We start from the raw sequence: 15,986 nt of genomic DNA, 5'->3' as shown, positions 1-15,986 counted from the left end.
CCGCCGGCTCCGGCTCAGGACACCGCCGCCCTCAGCGCCACGGAATGTGGCGCCAGGGACTGCCCTCGCTCTCCGCCAGAAGGCGGTGGGCGAGGACGTTCTGCTCGTAGAACGGTCCGTACTCCTCGTCGTCGAAGCGCAGCACCCGGCCCAGCGCGTACGCAGCCGAGAACTCCTCCCACGAGCGGTAGGCCGACTTGCTCAGTGCCCCGGCGTACACGATCGCCTGCTCCGCCTCCGCCTGGGTGCAGTAGCGGGCCGACAGCCCCCAGCGCGCCAGGTTCACGGCGCGCCCGTAGTCGTAGGCGACCGCGGTGCGGATCCGGCCGTCCGGCGGCAGCAGACCGTCCGCCCGGAACCGGGCCTCGTACCGGATGATCCTGCGCACCAGTTCCTCGATGCCCCGCACGTCGTCGGGGGCCGCCCCGATGTCCTGGGCGTGACCCGCGGCGGTCTCCCGCCACAGATCGGCCGAGGGCGGCTCACCGTGCACGACCCGCAGCTGCTCCCGGGCGCGGAGCGCGAAGTCCGGCTCCGGCGGGCTGTTACGGGCGTCCAGCAGGGCGTTCAGCTGCTTCTGCCAGCCCGCGTGATCGGTGATCCCCCAGGAGTCGCGGAGCTGTCCGCGCTCCTGCGTGTAGGCGCGGAAGACCGTGCCGATCTCGTTCCACGGCACCCCGTTACCGATCGCCAGATGCACCCCGCAGGCCAGCCCGTAGGCCAGCGGCCCGTGCAGCGCGCCGTGCCGCAGCGCGAGCAGTCTGCCTCCGTCGGGGCGGTCGTTCTCCGCGTAGCAGCGCAGCCACACGGCCCGGTGCGGGGGTGTGGTGGGCAGCAGGAGCTGGGCGGGCGTACCGACGTTGACGCCGAGCAGCTCCCGGGGGTCCGGCCAGGCGAACTCGGCGATCCACCGCAGCGAGACCCCCCGGAACACCCAGTCCGGATGCCACGGCGGCAGCATCCCGCGGGTGAGCACCGGCATGCAGATCCGTCCCGACGGGTCCTTGTGCGGACGCCAGGTGATCACCCTGGGATCGGCGTCGACCTCGGCCTTCGGCGCGGGGATGTACAGCTCCGCGCCTGCCAGCACCCGCAGTTGGGCCTCCGTGTCACCCCGCAGCCCGGCCTCGTACAGCAGTTGCTCGGTCTCGGACGGCGGGTACCAGGGAGCCGGGTGCGCGGCCGGCGGGTGCGGGTTCATGACCAAGGGATGTTCCGGTAGGGGCTCGTGGGGTCCTGAGTGAGGATGCGGTGCTGGGCCAGCGACTCCTGGACCGTGCGGCCCGTCCTCTCGTCCTCGTCGAAGTGGATCAGCCGGGTCAGGCAGTAGCCGAGCGAGAAGTCCGCCCAGGAGCCGTACGCCTCCCGGGCCGCGACGCCGATCCGCAGGACCGCCCGCTCGGCCTCGGCCGGCTCGCAGAGACGGGCCCCCAGGGCGAGCCGCACCACGTTGACGGCGCGCCCGTGGTCGAAGGCGGCCAGGGTGTCGACGCGCCCGTCCGGCGCGAGGAAGCCCTCGGCCCGGAACAGGTCCTCGTAGCGCACGATCCGCCGCAGCGCTTCGCGTGCCTCCGCGGGATCCTCCGCGTCGGCGCGGAGTGCGGCCGGCGCGCCGGTCACGGCTTCGGACCACTCCTCGTGGGAAGGCGTCCGGCCGAGCCGGGTGGCGAGGGCGGACCGGGTCCGCAGGACGGACTCGTGGACCCGGCCCACCAGCCGGGTCCGTATCAGGGAGTCGAGACGCTCCCGGTAGTCGGCGCGGTGGTGGATGCCCCAGGGGCTGCGCAGCCGGGCCTTGTCCGTCGGGTAGTCCTCGTACACGGCGCCGAGCTGGTTCCAGACGAGGCCGTTGTGCAGGGCGAGATGGGCGCCGAGCGCCAGCCCGTGCGCGAGCGGCCCGTGCAGAGGCCCGCCGCCATGGGTGAGCAGCCGGCCCGCCGCCGGCCCGTCGGACCGCGCGTCGGCCTTCAGCCATGCCCGGTGGTGCCGGGTCCGGGCCTCGACGAGGGCGGCGTACGGAGTGCCGTGGTTGACCGAGAGCCACCGGTGGTCCCGCGGCCAGGCGAGGGCGAGTTCGGCGAGCCGGGTCCGGCGGAACACCCAGTCCGGATGCCAGGGCGGCAGCATGCCCGGGGTCAGCACGGGGACACAGATCCGGCCGGTCGCGGGATCGCGGAACGAGGGGAGCGGGGCGGTGAAGCCGGGGGTGTCGGCGTGCAGCCGGGGGACGAGCACATACAGCCGGGTACGGGCGAGGGCGTCCAGGACGGCGTCCGCGCCGCCGTGTGCCGCGGCCTCGTACAACTGCCGTTCGATGTCCGTGGGCGGCGGTGCGCCGGTCCCGGCCTGCGGTCCCGCCTGCCCCGCGGCGCCGCCGTACGCGTGCGGCCCCGGCCACGCCCCTGTATCCGCCCCGTTCCCCGTGATCACGGGGCGATCCTACGAAACGGGCGCCGGCCCGCGGCGCGGGGGCGGCCGGTCCCGGCCGTTCGCCGCGGGCCGGGCCGGGCCGGTCCCGGCTCCGGCCCGGGAACGGGCGTCCCCGTCAGGCGGCGCAGCTTTTCCAGCCGGTGGCCGTCGTCGCCGGGCCCGTTCCGGCCGGGTGCGCGTCCGCCCAGTGGGGCAGTCCGGCGGGTACGGGTGCGGTGATGACACCGGACGCGAGGGCCTTGGCCACCGCGTCGAGCCGGGAGACGGCGTCCAACTTGCGGAAGGCCGCGTGCAGATGGCGCTTGACGGTACCGGTCGTGATCCCGAGGCGGCGGGCGATCTGCTGGTTGGTCATGGCGGCGGCGGCGCCCCGCACCACCTGTATCTCACGCGGCGAGAGCGGGGTGGCCTCCGGGTCGGCGGAGCCCCCTTCGGGGCGGAGGGCGAGGGCGCGTACGGCGGCGACCAGCGCGTCCCTGCCCGCGTCGAGCGGCAGGCCGGCATGGGCCCCGGCGGCCCGGAGCGCGGCGCGGTCGGCCGAGCCGTAGGGGGGTGCGGCCAGCACCGAGGTCGCGGGGACCGTACGGCGCAGGGCGCGTACGGTGCGGACCGCGGCCCCCGGCGTCTGCATCGGCTCCAGGACGACGACATGGGGTCGCAGCCGGAGGGCCAGCCGCTGGGTCTCGTTCGCATCGGACGCCAGCCCGAGGACGGTGAGGTCCTGCTGGGCGTGGAGGAGGCCCGCGAGGGCGTCCCTGAGCAGTGGGTGCTCGCCTGCGACGATGATGCGGACGGGGGGCATGGTCACCTTCCACCGGTCGAGCGGTACGGGACGGCCCTCGGAGGGACTTTACGGCCTTGCCGAAGATAACAAACGGCATTGCGTGACTGTCAATGCTTTTCTGCAAACGGGAAACGTTAATTCGGATGCCAAAGGGAGAATGTACTTTTCTTTTTGGCTGAAATGAATCGGTGGGTGCGTGGCCGGTATTTATCTCATTTTTAACCGGGGGGAAACCGGACCGCCCATTTGCTTTGTGGCGTGCGTCACCACGGGACGGGGCCGAAATTTCCGACGAAGCCGCCCGTGGGGCTCCCGGCTCCCGCCGTCGCCGTCCGCACGATGATCTCGGCGCCCTCCTCGACCGTCTGGACCCCGGTGTGGCCGTTCAGGTCGGTGGCCGTCCAGCCGGGGTCCACCGCGTTGAAGCGGATCGCCGGGTACGACAGGGCGTACTGCGCGGTGAGCATGTTCAGGGCGGCCTTGGAGGAGTTGTAGCCCAGGCTCGGGTAATAGACGGGCAGGAGAGGGCGGTATCGCTCGGGTGCGGCGGCGATGGCGAGCGAGCCGAGCCCGCTGCTGACGTTCACCACGGCCGGGGAATCGCCGGCCTCCAGGAGCGGCAGGAACGCCTGGGTCACGCGGACGACTCCGAGGACATTGGTCTCGTAGACGGTGAGAACGTCGTCGGCCGTCATCTCGCCGGGCTCCTTGAGGGGGCCCGTGATGCCCGCGTTGTTCACGAGGACGTCGAGGCACCCGCTCCGCTCGCGGACGGCCGCCGCGGCGGCGCGAACCGAGTCGTCGCTGGTCACATCGAGGAGCACGGGGTGCGCGCCGATGGCGGCGGCGACCTCACGCCCGAGGCCGGGGTCCCGCGCGCCCAGATGGACGGTGTGGCCCGCCTCGACCAGGCGCCGGGCCGTTTCCAGCCCCAGTCCCCTGGTGGCACCGGTGATGAGCGTCGTCGTCATGGTCACGCCCTCCCGGCGGAGCGGGCGTCGACGCCGGCGCCGGCCGGCCCGGAGCCGGACGCGGTCCCGCCGTCGCCGGCCTCGGCCGCGGGGGCCGTGGCGTAGGCGTGCAGGAACGTGCTGACCGCCGCCTGTGTCACGTCGCGCAGCTCATCGTCCGGCACCTGCCGGGTACCGAGCCGGGAGCGCGTCTCCACCGGCCCCGTGAGCAGGGCGAGGAACTGCTCCGCCGCCAGGTCCGGGTCGCGGGTCCGCAGCCGTCCGGAGAGCGTCAGCCGCGCCAGCCGGTCCGCGAGGGTGTCCTTGACGCGTTGCGCCCCCTCGCGCTGTACGGCGTCGAGCAGTTCGGGAAATCTGGTGGCCTCGGCGTGCAGGAGCCGGCGCAGGGCCCATGACTCTTCGGTGGAGTACGAGCGCACGAGCCGGTGACCCGTGAGCTCCAGCGCTTCGCGTACATCGTGTCCCGGTTCGCGCAGTCCCTCCAGCGCGGCGAGGTTCTGGCCGGCCACGCGGGCGGCGACGGTCTCCATCGCTTCGCGGAACAGGGATTCCTTGTCGCGGAGGTGGTTGTAGATGGTGGGCTTGGCGACGCCGGCCTCGGCCGCGATCTCCTGCACGCAGGACTGCCCGTACCCCTCACGGGCGAAGACCCGGAAGGCGGCGTCGAGGATCGCCCTCCGCTTGTCGATGCGTCCGCGCGAGGTGTCTCGCCGGGGCGCGGGAGAGGTTCTGGGTTCAGTCACCACTCCATCGTACCGTCGCAGCTCGAATATTGAACCGACAGGTACAACTTCCTGGGCGTCTTGGTTGCGTGGCTACAGCGGCGACCGTTATGTTGAACCGACGGGTTCAAGCGATGTTCCATGTTATTCCCGATGGAGTTGCGACTATGTCCAAAGCGCAGGATGACCGCCTGGATCCCAGGCTGCTGCAACTGATCGGCGTGGTCCTGCTGGGCGGGATCATGGGGATCCTCGACAGCACGATGGTCGCCGTCGCGGCCGAGACGCTCTCCCAGGAGTTCAAGACCTCGCTGACGTCGATCAGCTGGGCCTCGACCGCCTATCTGCTCACGCTGACGGTCACCATCCCGGTCACCAGCTGGGCGATCGGCAGGTTCGGGGCCAAGCGGCTGTGGCTGTTCGGGCTGGTGCTGTTCCTGGTGGGCTCGCTGGCGTCCGCACTGGCCTGGAACCTGAGCAGCCTGATCGCCTTCCGGGTCGTGCAGGGCTTCGGGTCCGGTGTGCTCGATCCGCTCGTCCTGGTGATCCTGGCCCGGGCGGCGGGTCCGAGCCGGGCCGGACGTGTCATGGGCATGATGGGTGTGGTGCTGTCGCTCGGCCCGGTCCTGGGCCCGGTGCTCGGCGGGGTGGTGCTCGAATCCCTGGACTGGCGCTGGATGTTCTACATCAACCTGCCGATCGGGATCGTGGCCTTCCTGCTCGCGATGCGGGTCATTCCGGCCGACCCGGCCGGCGCGCGGTCCGACGCCCGGCTGGATGTCACCGGCTTCGCGCTGATGGCCCCCGGCTTCGCCGCCATGGTGCTCGGCCTGACCCAGGCCGGCGAACACGGCGGATTCGCGGCGCCGTCCGTGCTCGTCCCGCTGGCCATCGGCCTCGTCCTGCTCATCGGTTACGTACTCCACGCGCTGCGCGCCCGCCGCGTCCCGCCGCTGATCGATGTCCGGCTGTTCAGCAGCCGCAGCTTCGCCGCGAGCGTCACCGTCCAGGGGCTCGTCGGACTCGCCACCTACGCGGGCCTGTTCGCACTGCCGCTCTACTACCAGCTGCTGCACGGGCACGGGGCCCGCACGGCCGGGCTGCTCGTGGCACCGCTGGGTCTGGGCTCCGCGCTCGCCATGCCGCTCGCGGGACGCCTCAGCGACCGGATGGGGGCCCGCAGTCTCGCCCAGGGCGGTGCGTTCCTCGCGGCGCTCGGCGCGTTCGGGCTCACCCGCATCGGCGGCGACAGCGGTGAGGTCTGGTCGGCGCTGGGCGCCTTCGCGATCGGCCTCGGCCTAGGTGCCGTCGGTGCGCCCACCATGGGCGCGCTCTACCGGACGCTGCCCCCGGAGAAGGTGCCGCAGGGCAGCTCGGTGCTCTACAACCTCAACCAGCTCGGTGGCGCGCTCGGCGTCGCGCTCGTCACCCTGATCCTCGCGACGGCGGGGGCGGACAACGGGAGCCGGGCCGACGCGGTCAGCGGATTCCAGAACGCCTACTGGTTCGTGACCGCGGTGTGTGTGGTCATCCTGATCGCCACACCACTGCTGCCCGGGAAGCCCGAGCCCCTGCCCGCCGCGGCGGCGGAGCCCGGGGGAACCCCCGCCAAGGAGTCCGTCGGCGGCGCGTGAGAACGGTCCGGGGACGGTCCGGCCGGCCGGAAGCCGGTCCGGCCGGGGGCGGCACGGACCGGACCGGCTCGCTCCGCTCGCAGCGGTAGCACAGTGCCCCGGAACACCGGCCGGGGGCGGGGGGACGACCCCGCCCCCGGCCGGCGCGTCGAGGGCGTGGACGCCCCGGCGGACCGGGGCCCGGCGCCGCTGGCGGGCCGCCGTCCAGCGCACCACGGGCTGTTCCACCACGGTGCGCAGCAGCCACGCCAGTACCAGCGAGACCACGAAGTCGGCCAGGATCACCGCGACGGCCACCGGCGCCGGCCGGCCCTCCCCGGCACCGAGCAGCCGGTGGCCGTACAGCAGGACGAGGCCGTGCACCATGTAGAAGCCGAAGGAGACCTCGCCCAGCCACACCGGGACGCGGGCGCGGAGCCCGCCGCCGCGCGCGGGCCCCGCCAGATCGGCCTGGGTCACGGCCGCCACGAGCAGCGCCAGCGGAACGGCCGGCAGGGCCACCAGGCTGAAGAGATACGGCACCCGGCAGGCCGGCCAGTAGGCGGCCAGCACCAGGGCGGCGGCCGGGAGGACCCGGACGCGGACGAGCAGCCCCTCGCGGACGATGCGCGCGGCCAGGATGCCGAGGACGAACTCCAGGATGCGGGTCGGGGGCAGGACGTACACGAACCAGAACTGCTGGGCACCGGCCGTTCCGTCCGGCATCGCCACCCGCGGCCCGGCCGGCAGCGACTGGGCGAGCAGCGGTACGCACCAGATGGCCAGGGCGGTCGCCGCGGCGCACGCCCACAGCGACGCGGGCCCGATGCGTGACAGGAAGCGCCACAGCAGCGGGAACGCCAGATAGAACAGCAGCTCGCACGCCAGGGACCAGCTCACCGGGTTGCCGCTGAGGAAGATCTCGACCCTGGGGTACCAGGCGTGGACGAGCAGCAGATTGGGCACCGCGCCCGGCAGGGCGAGCGCGCCGCTCACCCCCGCGGCGGCGGTGAGCGCCACGACGGCGGTGACGAGGTGGTTCGGGTAGATCTTGGCCAGGCGCCGCTGCCAGAATCTGCGGGCGGTGTCGTCCGGGCGGGCCGTCCACGCGAGCACGAAGCCGCTCAGCACGAAGAAGAACGAGACTCCGATCCACCCCGCTTTCCGGAAGAGAGCCGCGAATCCGCTCTGGATTCCGGCATCGGAGAAGAACCCTTCGACGGACGCGTGAAAAGCGAAGACCAGCGCGGCTGCGACGAATCGCAGCCCCGTCAGCCTTTCCAGCCGGGCCGCCCCGGTCGTCGCACCGGTTCCTTGTAAAAGCGTCATGGACATCCTCGTGAGGTATTCCGGGTCACCGGTGGGGCCGCGGAGCGAATGGCTGCCGCGCCGGAAAGCGCGGTGACGCGGACAGCGCGCGTGGCCGGGAACCACGCTGTCCCCGGGATGCGCGCGCGGTTCCGGCCGGCCCGAGGGCTGTCCGAAATCCCTGGTGGGCGCGTTGATTCCGCACCGGGCGCGCTGAAGTGGCCGAGTGTCGCAGCCGGTGTTCAAAGAACGGTAAACGTGCCGTTCGGACAGGCGCTTTTCGGCCCGGAAGCGTTCGGTCCGGGTCTGCCGAGGGCCTTGGACGGACTTTGACCGTTCCTTGGTCGGGTACTGCGACGCTCAACCGGAACCCACGCCCCGCCCGGATTCCCCGCGGGCCGGGCAAACCCCTGAGATGTCCCTGGAGGCGCCGCGCATGAACGACCAACACCCCCCAGTGCCGGAAGAACCCTCGGTCGGCCAGGTCATGGGGATCCTGAGCGGCTACTGGCAGACGAAACTGCTGTTCACCGCCGTGGAGTCGGACGTCTTCACCCGGCTGTCGGGAGCCCCGGCCACCGCAGAGGACCTTGCCCGGAGCCTCGGATACCGCATGCCCGGAGCCCGCGACTTCCTGCTCGCCCTCGCGGGCATCGGACTGCTCGACGCGGCGGACGACGGTACGTTCCGCAACTCACCCGCCGCCGAACGCTATCTGGTGAGCGGGCGCCCCGAATTCGTCGGTGGCTATCTGAAGTTCTGCGAGAGCGAACTCAATCCCGCCTGGGAAGGCCTGTCCGCCTCATTGCGTACGGGAGAGCCCCAGAACACCGCCGCACGCGCCGGGAATCCTTACTACTCGCTGTACGAGGACAGGGAGGTGACGCATTCGTTCCTGGAGAGCATGGATATGTTCAACACCCCGCTCTCGCAACGGGTGAGCGACCTGGCCTGGGGAGAACGCCATTCGTTCGTGGACGTCGGCGGAGCCCGGGGGAACCTCGCCCACCATCTGGTGACCACCCACCCCCATCTCAAGGGCGCGGTCTTCGACCTGCCGCAGCTGGAGCAGCCCTTCACCGCGTACATGAAGACGCTCGGTGACCAGGGAGCGGTCTCCTTCCACGGCGGTGACTTCTTCACGGACCCGCTGCCGGAGGCCGATGTCCTCATCTTCGGGCACGTCCTCCACAACTGGGGTGCCGAGGACCGCGTCACGCTGCTGCGCCAGGCGCACCGGGCGATCCGCCCCGGCGGCGCGGTCCTCGTCTACGACCCCATGGTCAGCAACAGCAGGCCGCCGCTCTACGCGACGCTGGCGAGCCTCAGCATGCTGGTCTGGTCGGCGGGCGGCGGCGAGTACTCCGTCGGCGAATGCCACGCCTGGCTGAAGGAAGCCGGCTTCCGCCCCGAGACGATCGGCCCCGAGGACACCCCGGACGACGTCTTCGTGATCGGACACGTGGACCGCTGAGCCCGCCGCGCCGCAACCGGACCGCTGTCGCCGGAGGGCTGCCGCCGCGCACGGCGACGCGCGTGTGCGGGCGTGAGGACATGAGGAGAGGGACATGGACGCTTCAGTCATAGTCGTGGGAGCGGGACCGGCGGGACTCATGCTCGCCGGAGAGCTGCGCCTGGCCGGTACGGACGTGCTGCTCCTGGAGAAACTGCCGCGGCGCACCGGTGAATCCCGCGGCATCGGATTCACCCCCCGTACGAGAGAAGTCTTCGACCAGCGCGGCCTGTTGTACCGCTTCGGCGAGGTGGAGACCAGCGGGCAGGGGCACTTCGGGGGCATCCCGCTGGACTTCGCCGTGCTGGGCGGCGGCGTCCTGGCCGCCCGGTCCGTTCCGCAGTCCGCCACCGAAGCGGTCCTGGAGACCTGGGTCCGCGAACTCGGGGCCGGCATCCGGCGCGACCACGAGTTCCTCGGGCTGACGGACGACGGGGACGGCGTCGACGTGCGGGTGCGGGGACCGGAGGGCGAGAGCGTCCTGCGCACCCGCTATCTGATCGGGTGCGACGGCGGCCGGAGCGCCGTGCGCAAGGCCGCCGGGTTCGACTTCCCCGGCACCGAGGCCACCACCGAACTGTTCCTCGCCGACATCCGCGGTGTCGAACTGGAGCCGCGCATGGTGGCCGACCGGGTCACCGACGGCATGGTCATGGTCGGCCGTCTCGGCGACGGCATCCACCGCATCATCGTCGGTGAACGCGGCGCGCCGCCCCGGCGCAGGAACGGGCCGCCCCCCTTCTCGGAGGTCGCGGACACCTGGAAACGGCTCACCGGCATCGACATATCGACCGCCGAACCGGTGTGGGTCAGCTCCTTCGGCGACGCGACGCGGCAGGCCACCGAGTACCGGCGGGGCCGGGTGCTGCTGGCGGGGGACTCGGCCCACATCCACCTGCCGGCCGGCGGCCAGGGCATGAACACCAGCGTCCAGGACTCCGTGAACCTGGGCTGGAAACTGGGGGCCGTCCTGCGCGGCACGGCGCCCCCCGCGCTGCTGGACACCTATCACGCGGAGCGCCACGAGGTCGGACGGCGCCTGCTCGCCAACACCCGCGCCCAGAGCCTGCTCCTGCTCGGCGGCGAAGAGGTGCAGCCGCTGCGCGAGACGCTGGCCGAACTCGCCCGGTACGACGAGGCGTCCCGCCATCTCGCGGCCAAGGCCGCCGGTCTCGACATCCACTACGACGTCGGCCGCGGCACCCATCCCCTCCTGGGGCTGCGGCTGCCACGGGTGGAACTGCGCCATCGGGGCCGCTCCACCAGCACGGCCGAGCTGCTGAGGTCCGGCCGGGGCGTACTGCTCGACCTGGACGACAACGCGGCGCTCCGGCACCGCGCGGCGCCGTGGCGCGACCGCGTCGACCTCGTCACCCCCGACGCACCGGGGGCCGCCCCGGCCGGTCCGCTGGACGGCACGTACGCGGCCCTGCTGCGCCCCGACGGCCATGTCGCCTGGGCCGCGCCCGGCAGCCATCACGACCTGCCCATGGCCCTGGAGCGCTGGTTCGGTCCCGGCCGGTAGTCCCGGGGGAGACCCCGGGCGATCCCCGGACCGCGGACATCACCCTTCGTACGCACGCGCAGAGAGAAGGAAAGATGCACAGCACCCTGATCGTCGCCCGGATGGAGATCGGCTCCGCCGACGACGTCGCCCGTGTCTTCGGCGATTTCGACGGCACCGACATGCCCCATCTGATGGGGACGCGGCGCAGGCAGCTCTTCTCCTACCGGGGCCTGTACTTCCACCTCCAGGACTTCGACACCGAGGACGGCGGATCGCGGATCGAGGAGGCCAAGGCGGACCCGCGCTTCATCCGGGTCAGCGAGGACCTGAAGCCGTTCATCGGGGCCTACGACCCCGCCACCTGGCGCTCGCCCGCCGACGCGATGGCGCGGCGCTTCTACCACTGGACCAGCCGATGAGCCGCGCGGGCGGCCGCAGGGTGGTGATCACCGGCATCGGTGTCACCGCACCCGGCGGGCCGGGCACGAAGAGCTTCTGGCAGCTGCTGACCGACGGACGCACGGCCACCCGGCGGATCTCGCTGTTCGACCCCTCGGCCTTCCGGTCCCAGACGGCCGCCGAGGTGGACTTCGACGCCGCAGCGCTCGGTCTCGGCCCGCAGGAGATCCGGCGCATGGACCGCGCGGCCCAGTTCGCGGTGGTCACCGCACGCGAGGCGGCCGTCGACAGCGGGCTGGAGTTCCACGCGGTGGATCCCGGCCGGATGGGCGTGACCCTCGGTACAGCCGTGGGGGCCACCATGGGGCTGGACGAGGAGTACCGCACGGTCAGCGACGGCGGACGGCTCGAACTCGTCGACCACACCTACGCCGTGCCCCACCTCTACCGCTATATGGTCCCCAGCTCCTTCGCCGCCGAGGTCGCCTGGGCGGTCGGGGCCGAGGGCCCCGCCACCGTCGTCTCGACCGGCTGCACGTCCGGACTCGACGCGGTGGGCTACGCCTCCGAGGTCATCCGGGAAGGCTCGGCCGACGTCATGATCGCGGGCGCGGCCGAGGCACCGATCTCGCCCATCACCGTGGCCTGCTTCGACGCCATCAAGGCGACCACACCCCGCAACGACGACCCGGAACACGCCTCGCGCCCCTTCGACGCCAGCCGCAACGGCTTCGTCCTCGGCGAGGGTTCGGCGGTGTTCGTCCTGGAGGAGCGGGAGAGCGCCCGTCGGCGCGGCGCCCATGTCTACGCGGAGGTGGCGGGCTACGCGACCCGGTCCAACGCCTTCCACATGACCGGACTGCGCCCGGACGGGCAGGAGATGGCGGAGGCGATACGGGTGGCCATGGCCGAGGCCCGGGTGAACGCCTAGGACATCGACTACATCAACGCGCACGGCTCCGGCACCAAGCAGAACGACCGCCACGAGACCGCGGCCTTCAAGCGGAGCCTGGGCGAGCGGGCCTACCGGGCCCCCATCAGCTCGATCAAGTCGATGATCGGCCACTCGCTGGGCGCCGTGGGCTCCATCGAACTCGCCGCGTCGGCCCTGGCCATGGAGCACGGTGTCGTACCGCCCACCGCCAATCTGCACACGCCCGACCCCGAGTGCGACCTCGACTACACCCCGCTGACCGCTCGCGAACAGCGGACGGACACCGTGCTGTCCTTGGGCAGCGGGTTCGGCGGCTTCCAGAGCGCGGTGGTGCTGGCCCGCCCGGACAGGAGCGAACGGTGAGCGCCAGGACGGTGGTGACGGGTCTGGGCATCGCGGCACCCAACGGGCTCGGCATCGAGGAGTACTGGTCCGCCACCCTCGCGGGGCGCGGGGCGATCGGCCCGGTCACCCGGTTCGACGCCTCCGCCTACCCGGCGCGGCTGGCGGGCGAGATCCGCGGATTCACGGCCGGGGAGCACCTGCCCGGCAGGCTGCTGCCGCAGACCGACCGCATGACCCGGCTCGCCCTGGTCAGTGCCGGCTGGGCGCTGGACGACGCCGGGGTCGTACCGCAGGAGCTGCCCCCGTACGACATGGGAGTGATCACGGCCAGCCACGCGGGCGGCTTCGAGTTCGGCCAGAACGAACTGAAGGCGCTGTGGAGCAAGGGCGGCAAGTACGTCAGCGCGTACCAGTCCTTCGCGTGGTTCTACGCCGTCAACAGCGGCCAGATATCCATCCGCAACGGCATGCGCGGCCCGAGCGGTGTCGTCGTCAGCGATCAGGCCGGTGGTCTGGACGCGGTCGCCCAGGCCCGCCGCCAGATCCGCAAGGGCACCCCCTTGATCGTCTCGGGCGCCGTCGACGCCTCCATCTGCACCTGGGGCTGGGTGGCCCAGCTCGCGGGCGGCCGGCTCAGCCGGAGCGACGACCCCGGCCACGCCTATGTGCCCTTCGACGACGCGGCCGTCGGCCATGTGCCGGGCGAGGGCGGGGCGTTGCTGATCCTGGAGGACGCCGAGCACGCCGCGTCCCGCGGCGCCCGGCAGGTCTACGGCGAGATCTCCGGACACGCCTCCACCTTCGACCCGCCGCCGTGGAGCGGCCGGGGCCCCGCTGTGCAGCGGGTCATCGAAGAGGCACTGGCCGACGCGGGCACCGTCCCCGACGAGGTGGACGTCGTCTTCGCGGACGCGGCCGCGCTGCCCGAGCTCGACCGGATCGAGGCCGCCGCGATCACCAAGGTCTTCGGGCCGCACGCGGTGCCGGTCACCGCGCCCAAGACCATGACCGGCCGGCTCTACTCGGGTGCCGCGCCGCTCGACGTGGCCGCCGCGTGCCTCGCCATCCGGGACGGGCTGATCCCGCCGACGATCCACAGCTCGCTCTCCGGCCGGTACGAGATCGACCTGGTGACCGGTGCCCCACGCACCGCCCCGGTACGCACCGCGCTGGTGCTGGCCCGCGGCCACGGCGGATTCAACTCCGCGGTGGTGCTGCGCGCCCCGCGCGACTGACAGCGCGCGACTGACAGCGCGCGACCGGCACCGGGCGGCCCGGCCCGGTGAACCTCCCTCCTGTGCAGCTCCGTTGTGACGTATCCAGGAATGGACAGCCATGTCCATCGACACCTCCTTCACCATCGACGACCTCAAGCACATCCTGCGCGAGGGCGCCGGAGCCGACGAGAGCGTGGACCTCGACGGCGACATCCTCGACGCGGGCTTCGACGCCCTGGGCTACGAGTCCCTCGCGATGCTGGAGACCGCCGGCCGTATCGAGCGCGAGTTCGGGATCAGCCTCGACGAGGAGGCGTTCAGCGCCGCCGCCACGCCCCGTGCCCTGATCGAGCTGGTCAACACCCATCTGTCGGCGGCCGAGACCGTCTGACGTCCCGGCCGGCCGGCATCCGCCGGGGCCGTGTCCGCAGTACAGGAGAGGCACACATGACGCACGACGTATCCAGGGTCGCCCTCGTCACCGGCGGGACCAGCGGCATCGGTCTGGCGGTCACCCGGCTGCTGGCCCGGCAGGGCCACCAGGTCTTCCTCTGCGCACGGAGCGCGGACTCCGTGGCCCGCACGGTCAAGGAACTCCGGGCCGAGGGCCTGGACGTGGACGGGACCGCCGCGGACGTGGGGTCCAGGGACGATGTCGTCACGTTCGTGGAGGCGGCCGTCGCCCGCTACGGCACCGTGGACGTCCTCGTGAACAACGCGGGCCGCAGCGGCGGCGGGGTGACCGCCGACATCGCCGACGAGCTGTGGCTGGACGTGATCAACACCAACCTCAACAGCGTCTTCTTCATGACCCGGGAGGTACTCACCACCGGGGGCATGCGGGAGAAGGACCGCGGCCGGATCATCAGCATCGCCTCCACCGCGGGCAAACAGGGCGTCGTCCTGGGCGCCCCGTACTCGGCCTCCAAGCACGGGGTCGTCGGCTTCACCAAGGCGCTCGGCAATGAGCTCGCGCCCTCCGGTATCACCGTCAACGCGGTCTGCCCCGGCTATGTGGAGACCCCGATGGCCCAACGGGTGCGCCAGGGGTACGCCGCCGCGTACGACACCGGCGAGGAGCAGATCATGCAGAAGTTCACGGCCAAGATCCCGCTCGGCCGCTACTCCACCCCCGAGGAGGTCGCCGGGCTCGTCGGCTATCTGGCCTCCGACACCGCGGCCTCCATCACCGCCCAGGCGCTGAACGTCTGCGGCGGCCTGGGCAACTTCTGAGCCCGGCCGCCCCAGTGCGGCAGCCCGGCCGCCCCACCCGAGGAAGAGGAGAGGGACAGAGATGACGCAGCAGGCGCCCCGCGAGGTCGAACACGAGATCACCGTGGCGGCACCCGCCACGGAGGTGTACCGCCTCCTGGCGGAGGTGGAGAACTGGCCCAGGCTCTTCCCGCCGTCGGTGTACGTCGACTACGCGGAGAGGAACGGCAACGAGGAACGCATCCGGATCTGGGCCACCGCCAACGGCGAGGCCAAGAACTGGACATCACGCCGCACCCTCGACCCGGAGGGCCTGCGCATCACCTTCCGGCAGGAGGTCTCCGCCCCGCCGGTGGCCGAGATGAGCGGCACCTGGATCATCGAGTCGCTCGGGGCGGCCGGGACACGGGTCCGCCTGCTGCACACCTACCGGGCCATCGACGACGATCCGGAGGGCCTGGACTGGATCGACAAGGCGGTGGACCGCAACAGCAGGGCCGAACTCCCGGCGCTGAAGGAGAACCTGGAGCTGGCCACCGAGTCCGCCGGGCTCACGCTCTCCTTCGAGGACAGCGTCCGGATCGACGGCTCGGCCAAGGACGTCTTCGACTTCGTCAACGAGGCCCAGCTGTGGACGGAGCGGCTGCCGCACGTCCACGAGGTGCGCCTGAGCGAGGACAGCCCCGGCGTCCAGACCCTGCGGATGGACACCGTCGCCAAGGACGGCTCCACGCACACCACGGAGTCGGTCAGGATCTGCTTCCCGCACCACCGGATCGCGTACAAGCAGACCACCCTTCCGGCCCTGATGACCCTGCACACCGGCTACTGGCAGTTCGACGAGCAGGAAGACGGAAGCACCGTCGCGACCTCCCAGCACACCGTGGTGGTCAACACCGCGAACATCACGGCGGTCCTCGGCCCGGACGCCGGTGTCTCCGAGGCCCGCACGTTCCTGCGGGAGGCTCTGGGCACCAACAGCCGGGCCACCCTGGGCCATGCCAAGGCGTTCGCGGAAGCGCGGCGCTGAG

13 protein-coding genes and 2 pseudogenes are annotated in these 15,986 nt (G+C 72.0%); 9 read left to right on the top strand and 6 right to left on the bottom strand.

Annotated features, from left to right (window positions below; all coding sequences use genetic code 11):
* Positions 1 to 31 precede the first annotated feature (31 nt).
* The 5 genes from ACIGJO_RS05830 to ACIGJO_RS05810 form a co-directional block, all read right to left on the bottom strand.
* Positions 32 to 1,201 carry a DUF1266 domain-containing protein gene (locus ACIGJO_RS05830; RefSeq protein WP_399952622.1) on the bottom strand — a complete coding sequence of 390 codons (1,170 nt, stop codon included), beginning with the start codon at positions 1,199 to 1,201 and terminating at the stop codon, positions 32 to 34.
* Positions 1,198 to 2,316, bottom strand: coding sequence for a DUF1266 domain-containing protein (locus tag ACIGJO_RS05825; RefSeq protein WP_399953215.1), 1,119 nt, complete (start codon positions 2,314 to 2,316; stop codon positions 1,198 to 1,200). Before ACIGJO_RS05825 ends, ACIGJO_RS05830 begins: the two co-directional genes overlap by 4 nt.
* 229 nt (positions 2,317 to 2,545) lie before the next feature.
* Positions 2,546 to 3,232, bottom strand: a complete 687-nt coding sequence (locus ACIGJO_RS05820) for a response regulator transcription factor (protein ID WP_399952619.1) — start codon at positions 3,230 to 3,232, stop codon at positions 2,546 to 2,548.
* 245 nt (positions 3,233 to 3,477) lie between these two features.
* Positions 3,478 to 4,185, bottom strand: coding sequence for an SDR family NAD(P)-dependent oxidoreductase (locus ACIGJO_RS05815; RefSeq protein ID WP_399952617.1), 708 nt, complete (start codon positions 4,183 to 4,185; stop codon positions 3,478 to 3,480).
* A 2-nt stretch (positions 4,186 to 4,187) separates the two neighbouring features.
* A complete protein-coding gene (locus ACIGJO_RS05810; RefSeq protein ID WP_399952615.1) occupies positions 4,188 to 4,928 on the bottom strand; it encodes a TetR/AcrR family transcriptional regulator in 741 nt (246 codons plus the stop codon).
* Positions 4,929 to 5,074: 146 nt separating this feature from the next.
* On the opposite strand from ACIGJO_RS05810, the gene ACIGJO_RS05805 reads away from it, so the two are divergent.
* A complete protein-coding gene (locus ACIGJO_RS05805) occupies positions 5,075 to 6,541 on the top strand; it encodes a DHA2 family efflux MFS transporter permease subunit (RefSeq protein ID WP_399952613.1) in 1,467 nt (488 codons plus the stop codon).
* 303 nt (positions 6,542 to 6,844) lie between these two features.
* On the opposite strand, the pseudogene ACIGJO_RS05800 reads toward ACIGJO_RS05805, so the two are convergent.
* A pseudogene (locus ACIGJO_RS05800) lies at positions 6,845 to 7,849 on the bottom strand (acyltransferase family protein); the annotation flags it as partial.
* A gap of 415 nt (positions 7,850 to 8,264) precedes the next feature.
* Here ACIGJO_RS05800 and ACIGJO_RS05795 point away from each other — a divergent pair.
* The 8 genes and pseudogenes from ACIGJO_RS05795 (at position 8,265) to ACIGJO_RS05760 (ending at position 15,985) form a co-directional block, all read left to right on the top strand.
* Positions 8,265 to 9,302, top strand: a complete 1,038-nt coding sequence (locus ACIGJO_RS05795; RefSeq protein ID WP_399952611.1) for a methyltransferase — start codon at positions 8,265 to 8,267, stop codon at positions 9,300 to 9,302.
* 94 nt (positions 9,303 to 9,396) lie between these two features.
* A complete protein-coding gene (locus tag ACIGJO_RS05790; RefSeq protein ID WP_399952609.1) occupies positions 9,397 to 10,866 on the top strand; it encodes an FAD-dependent monooxygenase in 1,470 nt (489 codons plus the stop codon).
* A gap of 74 nt (positions 10,867 to 10,940) precedes the next feature.
* Entirely contained in the window at positions 10,941 to 11,267 is a 327-nt protein-coding gene (locus ACIGJO_RS05785; RefSeq protein ID WP_399952607.1) for a TcmI family type II polyketide cyclase, read from the top strand.
* Positions 11,264 to 12,544, top strand: a pseudogene (locus ACIGJO_RS05780) (beta-ketoacyl-[acyl-carrier-protein] synthase family protein). Before ACIGJO_RS05785 ends, ACIGJO_RS05780 begins: the two are co-directional and overlap by 4 nt.
* Positions 12,541 to 13,761, top strand: coding sequence for a ketosynthase chain-length factor (locus tag ACIGJO_RS05775; RefSeq protein WP_399952605.1), 1,221 nt, complete (start codon positions 12,541 to 12,543; stop codon positions 13,759 to 13,761). The pseudogene ACIGJO_RS05780 and the gene ACIGJO_RS05775 overlap by 4 nt, the downstream one beginning before the upstream one ends.
* Before the next feature lie 100 nt (positions 13,762 to 13,861).
* Positions 13,862 to 14,134, top strand: coding sequence for an acyl carrier protein (locus ACIGJO_RS05770; RefSeq protein WP_399952603.1), 273 nt, complete (start codon positions 13,862 to 13,864; stop codon positions 14,132 to 14,134).
* Between the two features lie 56 nt (positions 14,135 to 14,190).
* Entirely contained in the window at positions 14,191 to 14,976 is a 786-nt protein-coding gene (gene fabG, locus ACIGJO_RS05765) for a 3-oxoacyl-ACP reductase FabG (protein WP_399952601.1), read from the top strand.
* A 61-nt stretch (positions 14,977 to 15,037) separates the two neighbouring features.
* A complete protein-coding gene (locus ACIGJO_RS05760; protein ID WP_399952599.1) occupies positions 15,038 to 15,985 on the top strand; it encodes an aromatase/cyclase in 948 nt (315 codons plus the stop codon).
* The last annotated feature ends 1 nt before the right edge of the window (position 15,986 follow it).

It is taken from the genome of Streptomyces sp. NPDC079020, assembly GCF_044542225.1.
GTDB lineage: Bacteria > Actinomycetota > Actinomycetes > Streptomycetales > Streptomycetaceae > Streptomyces.
This window is presented reverse-complemented; position numbering and strand designations above follow the sequence as displayed.

What these genes read in the sequence shown, in the direction of transcription:
- ACIGJO_RS05830 (WP_399952622.1), bottom strand. Translation starts at nt 1,201, where the DNA reads ATGAACCCGCACCCGCCGGCCGCGCACCCGGCTCCCTGGTACCCGCCG.
- ACIGJO_RS05820 (WP_399952619.1), bottom strand. Translation starts at nt 3,232, where the DNA reads ATGCCCCCCGTCCGCATCATCGTCGCAGGCGAGCACCCACTGCTCAGG.
- ACIGJO_RS05815 (WP_399952617.1), bottom strand. Translation starts at nt 4,185, where the DNA reads ATGACGACGACGCTCATCACCGGTGCCACCAGGGGACTGGGGCTGGAA.
- ACIGJO_RS05805 (WP_399952613.1), top strand. Translation starts at nt 5,075, where the DNA reads ATGTCCAAAGCGCAGGATGACCGCCTGGATCCCAGGCTGCTGCAACTG.
- ACIGJO_RS05795 (WP_399952611.1), top strand. Translation starts at nt 8,265, where the DNA reads ATGAACGACCAACACCCCCCAGTGCCGGAAGAACCCTCGGTCGGCCAG.
- ACIGJO_RS05790 (WP_399952609.1), top strand. Translation starts at nt 9,397, where the DNA reads ATGGACGCTTCAGTCATAGTCGTGGGAGCGGGACCGGCGGGACTCATG.
- ACIGJO_RS05785 (WP_399952607.1), top strand. Translation starts at nt 10,941, where the DNA reads ATGCACAGCACCCTGATCGTCGCCCGGATGGAGATCGGCTCCGCCGAC.
- ACIGJO_RS05770 (WP_399952603.1), top strand. Translation starts at nt 13,862, where the DNA reads ATGTCCATCGACACCTCCTTCACCATCGACGACCTCAAGCACATCCTG.
- fabG (WP_399952601.1), top strand. Translation starts at nt 14,191, where the DNA reads ATGACGCACGACGTATCCAGGGTCGCCCTCGTCACCGGCGGGACCAGC.
- ACIGJO_RS05760 (WP_399952599.1), top strand. Translation starts at nt 15,038, where the DNA reads ATGACGCAGCAGGCGCCCCGCGAGGTCGAACACGAGATCACCGTGGCG.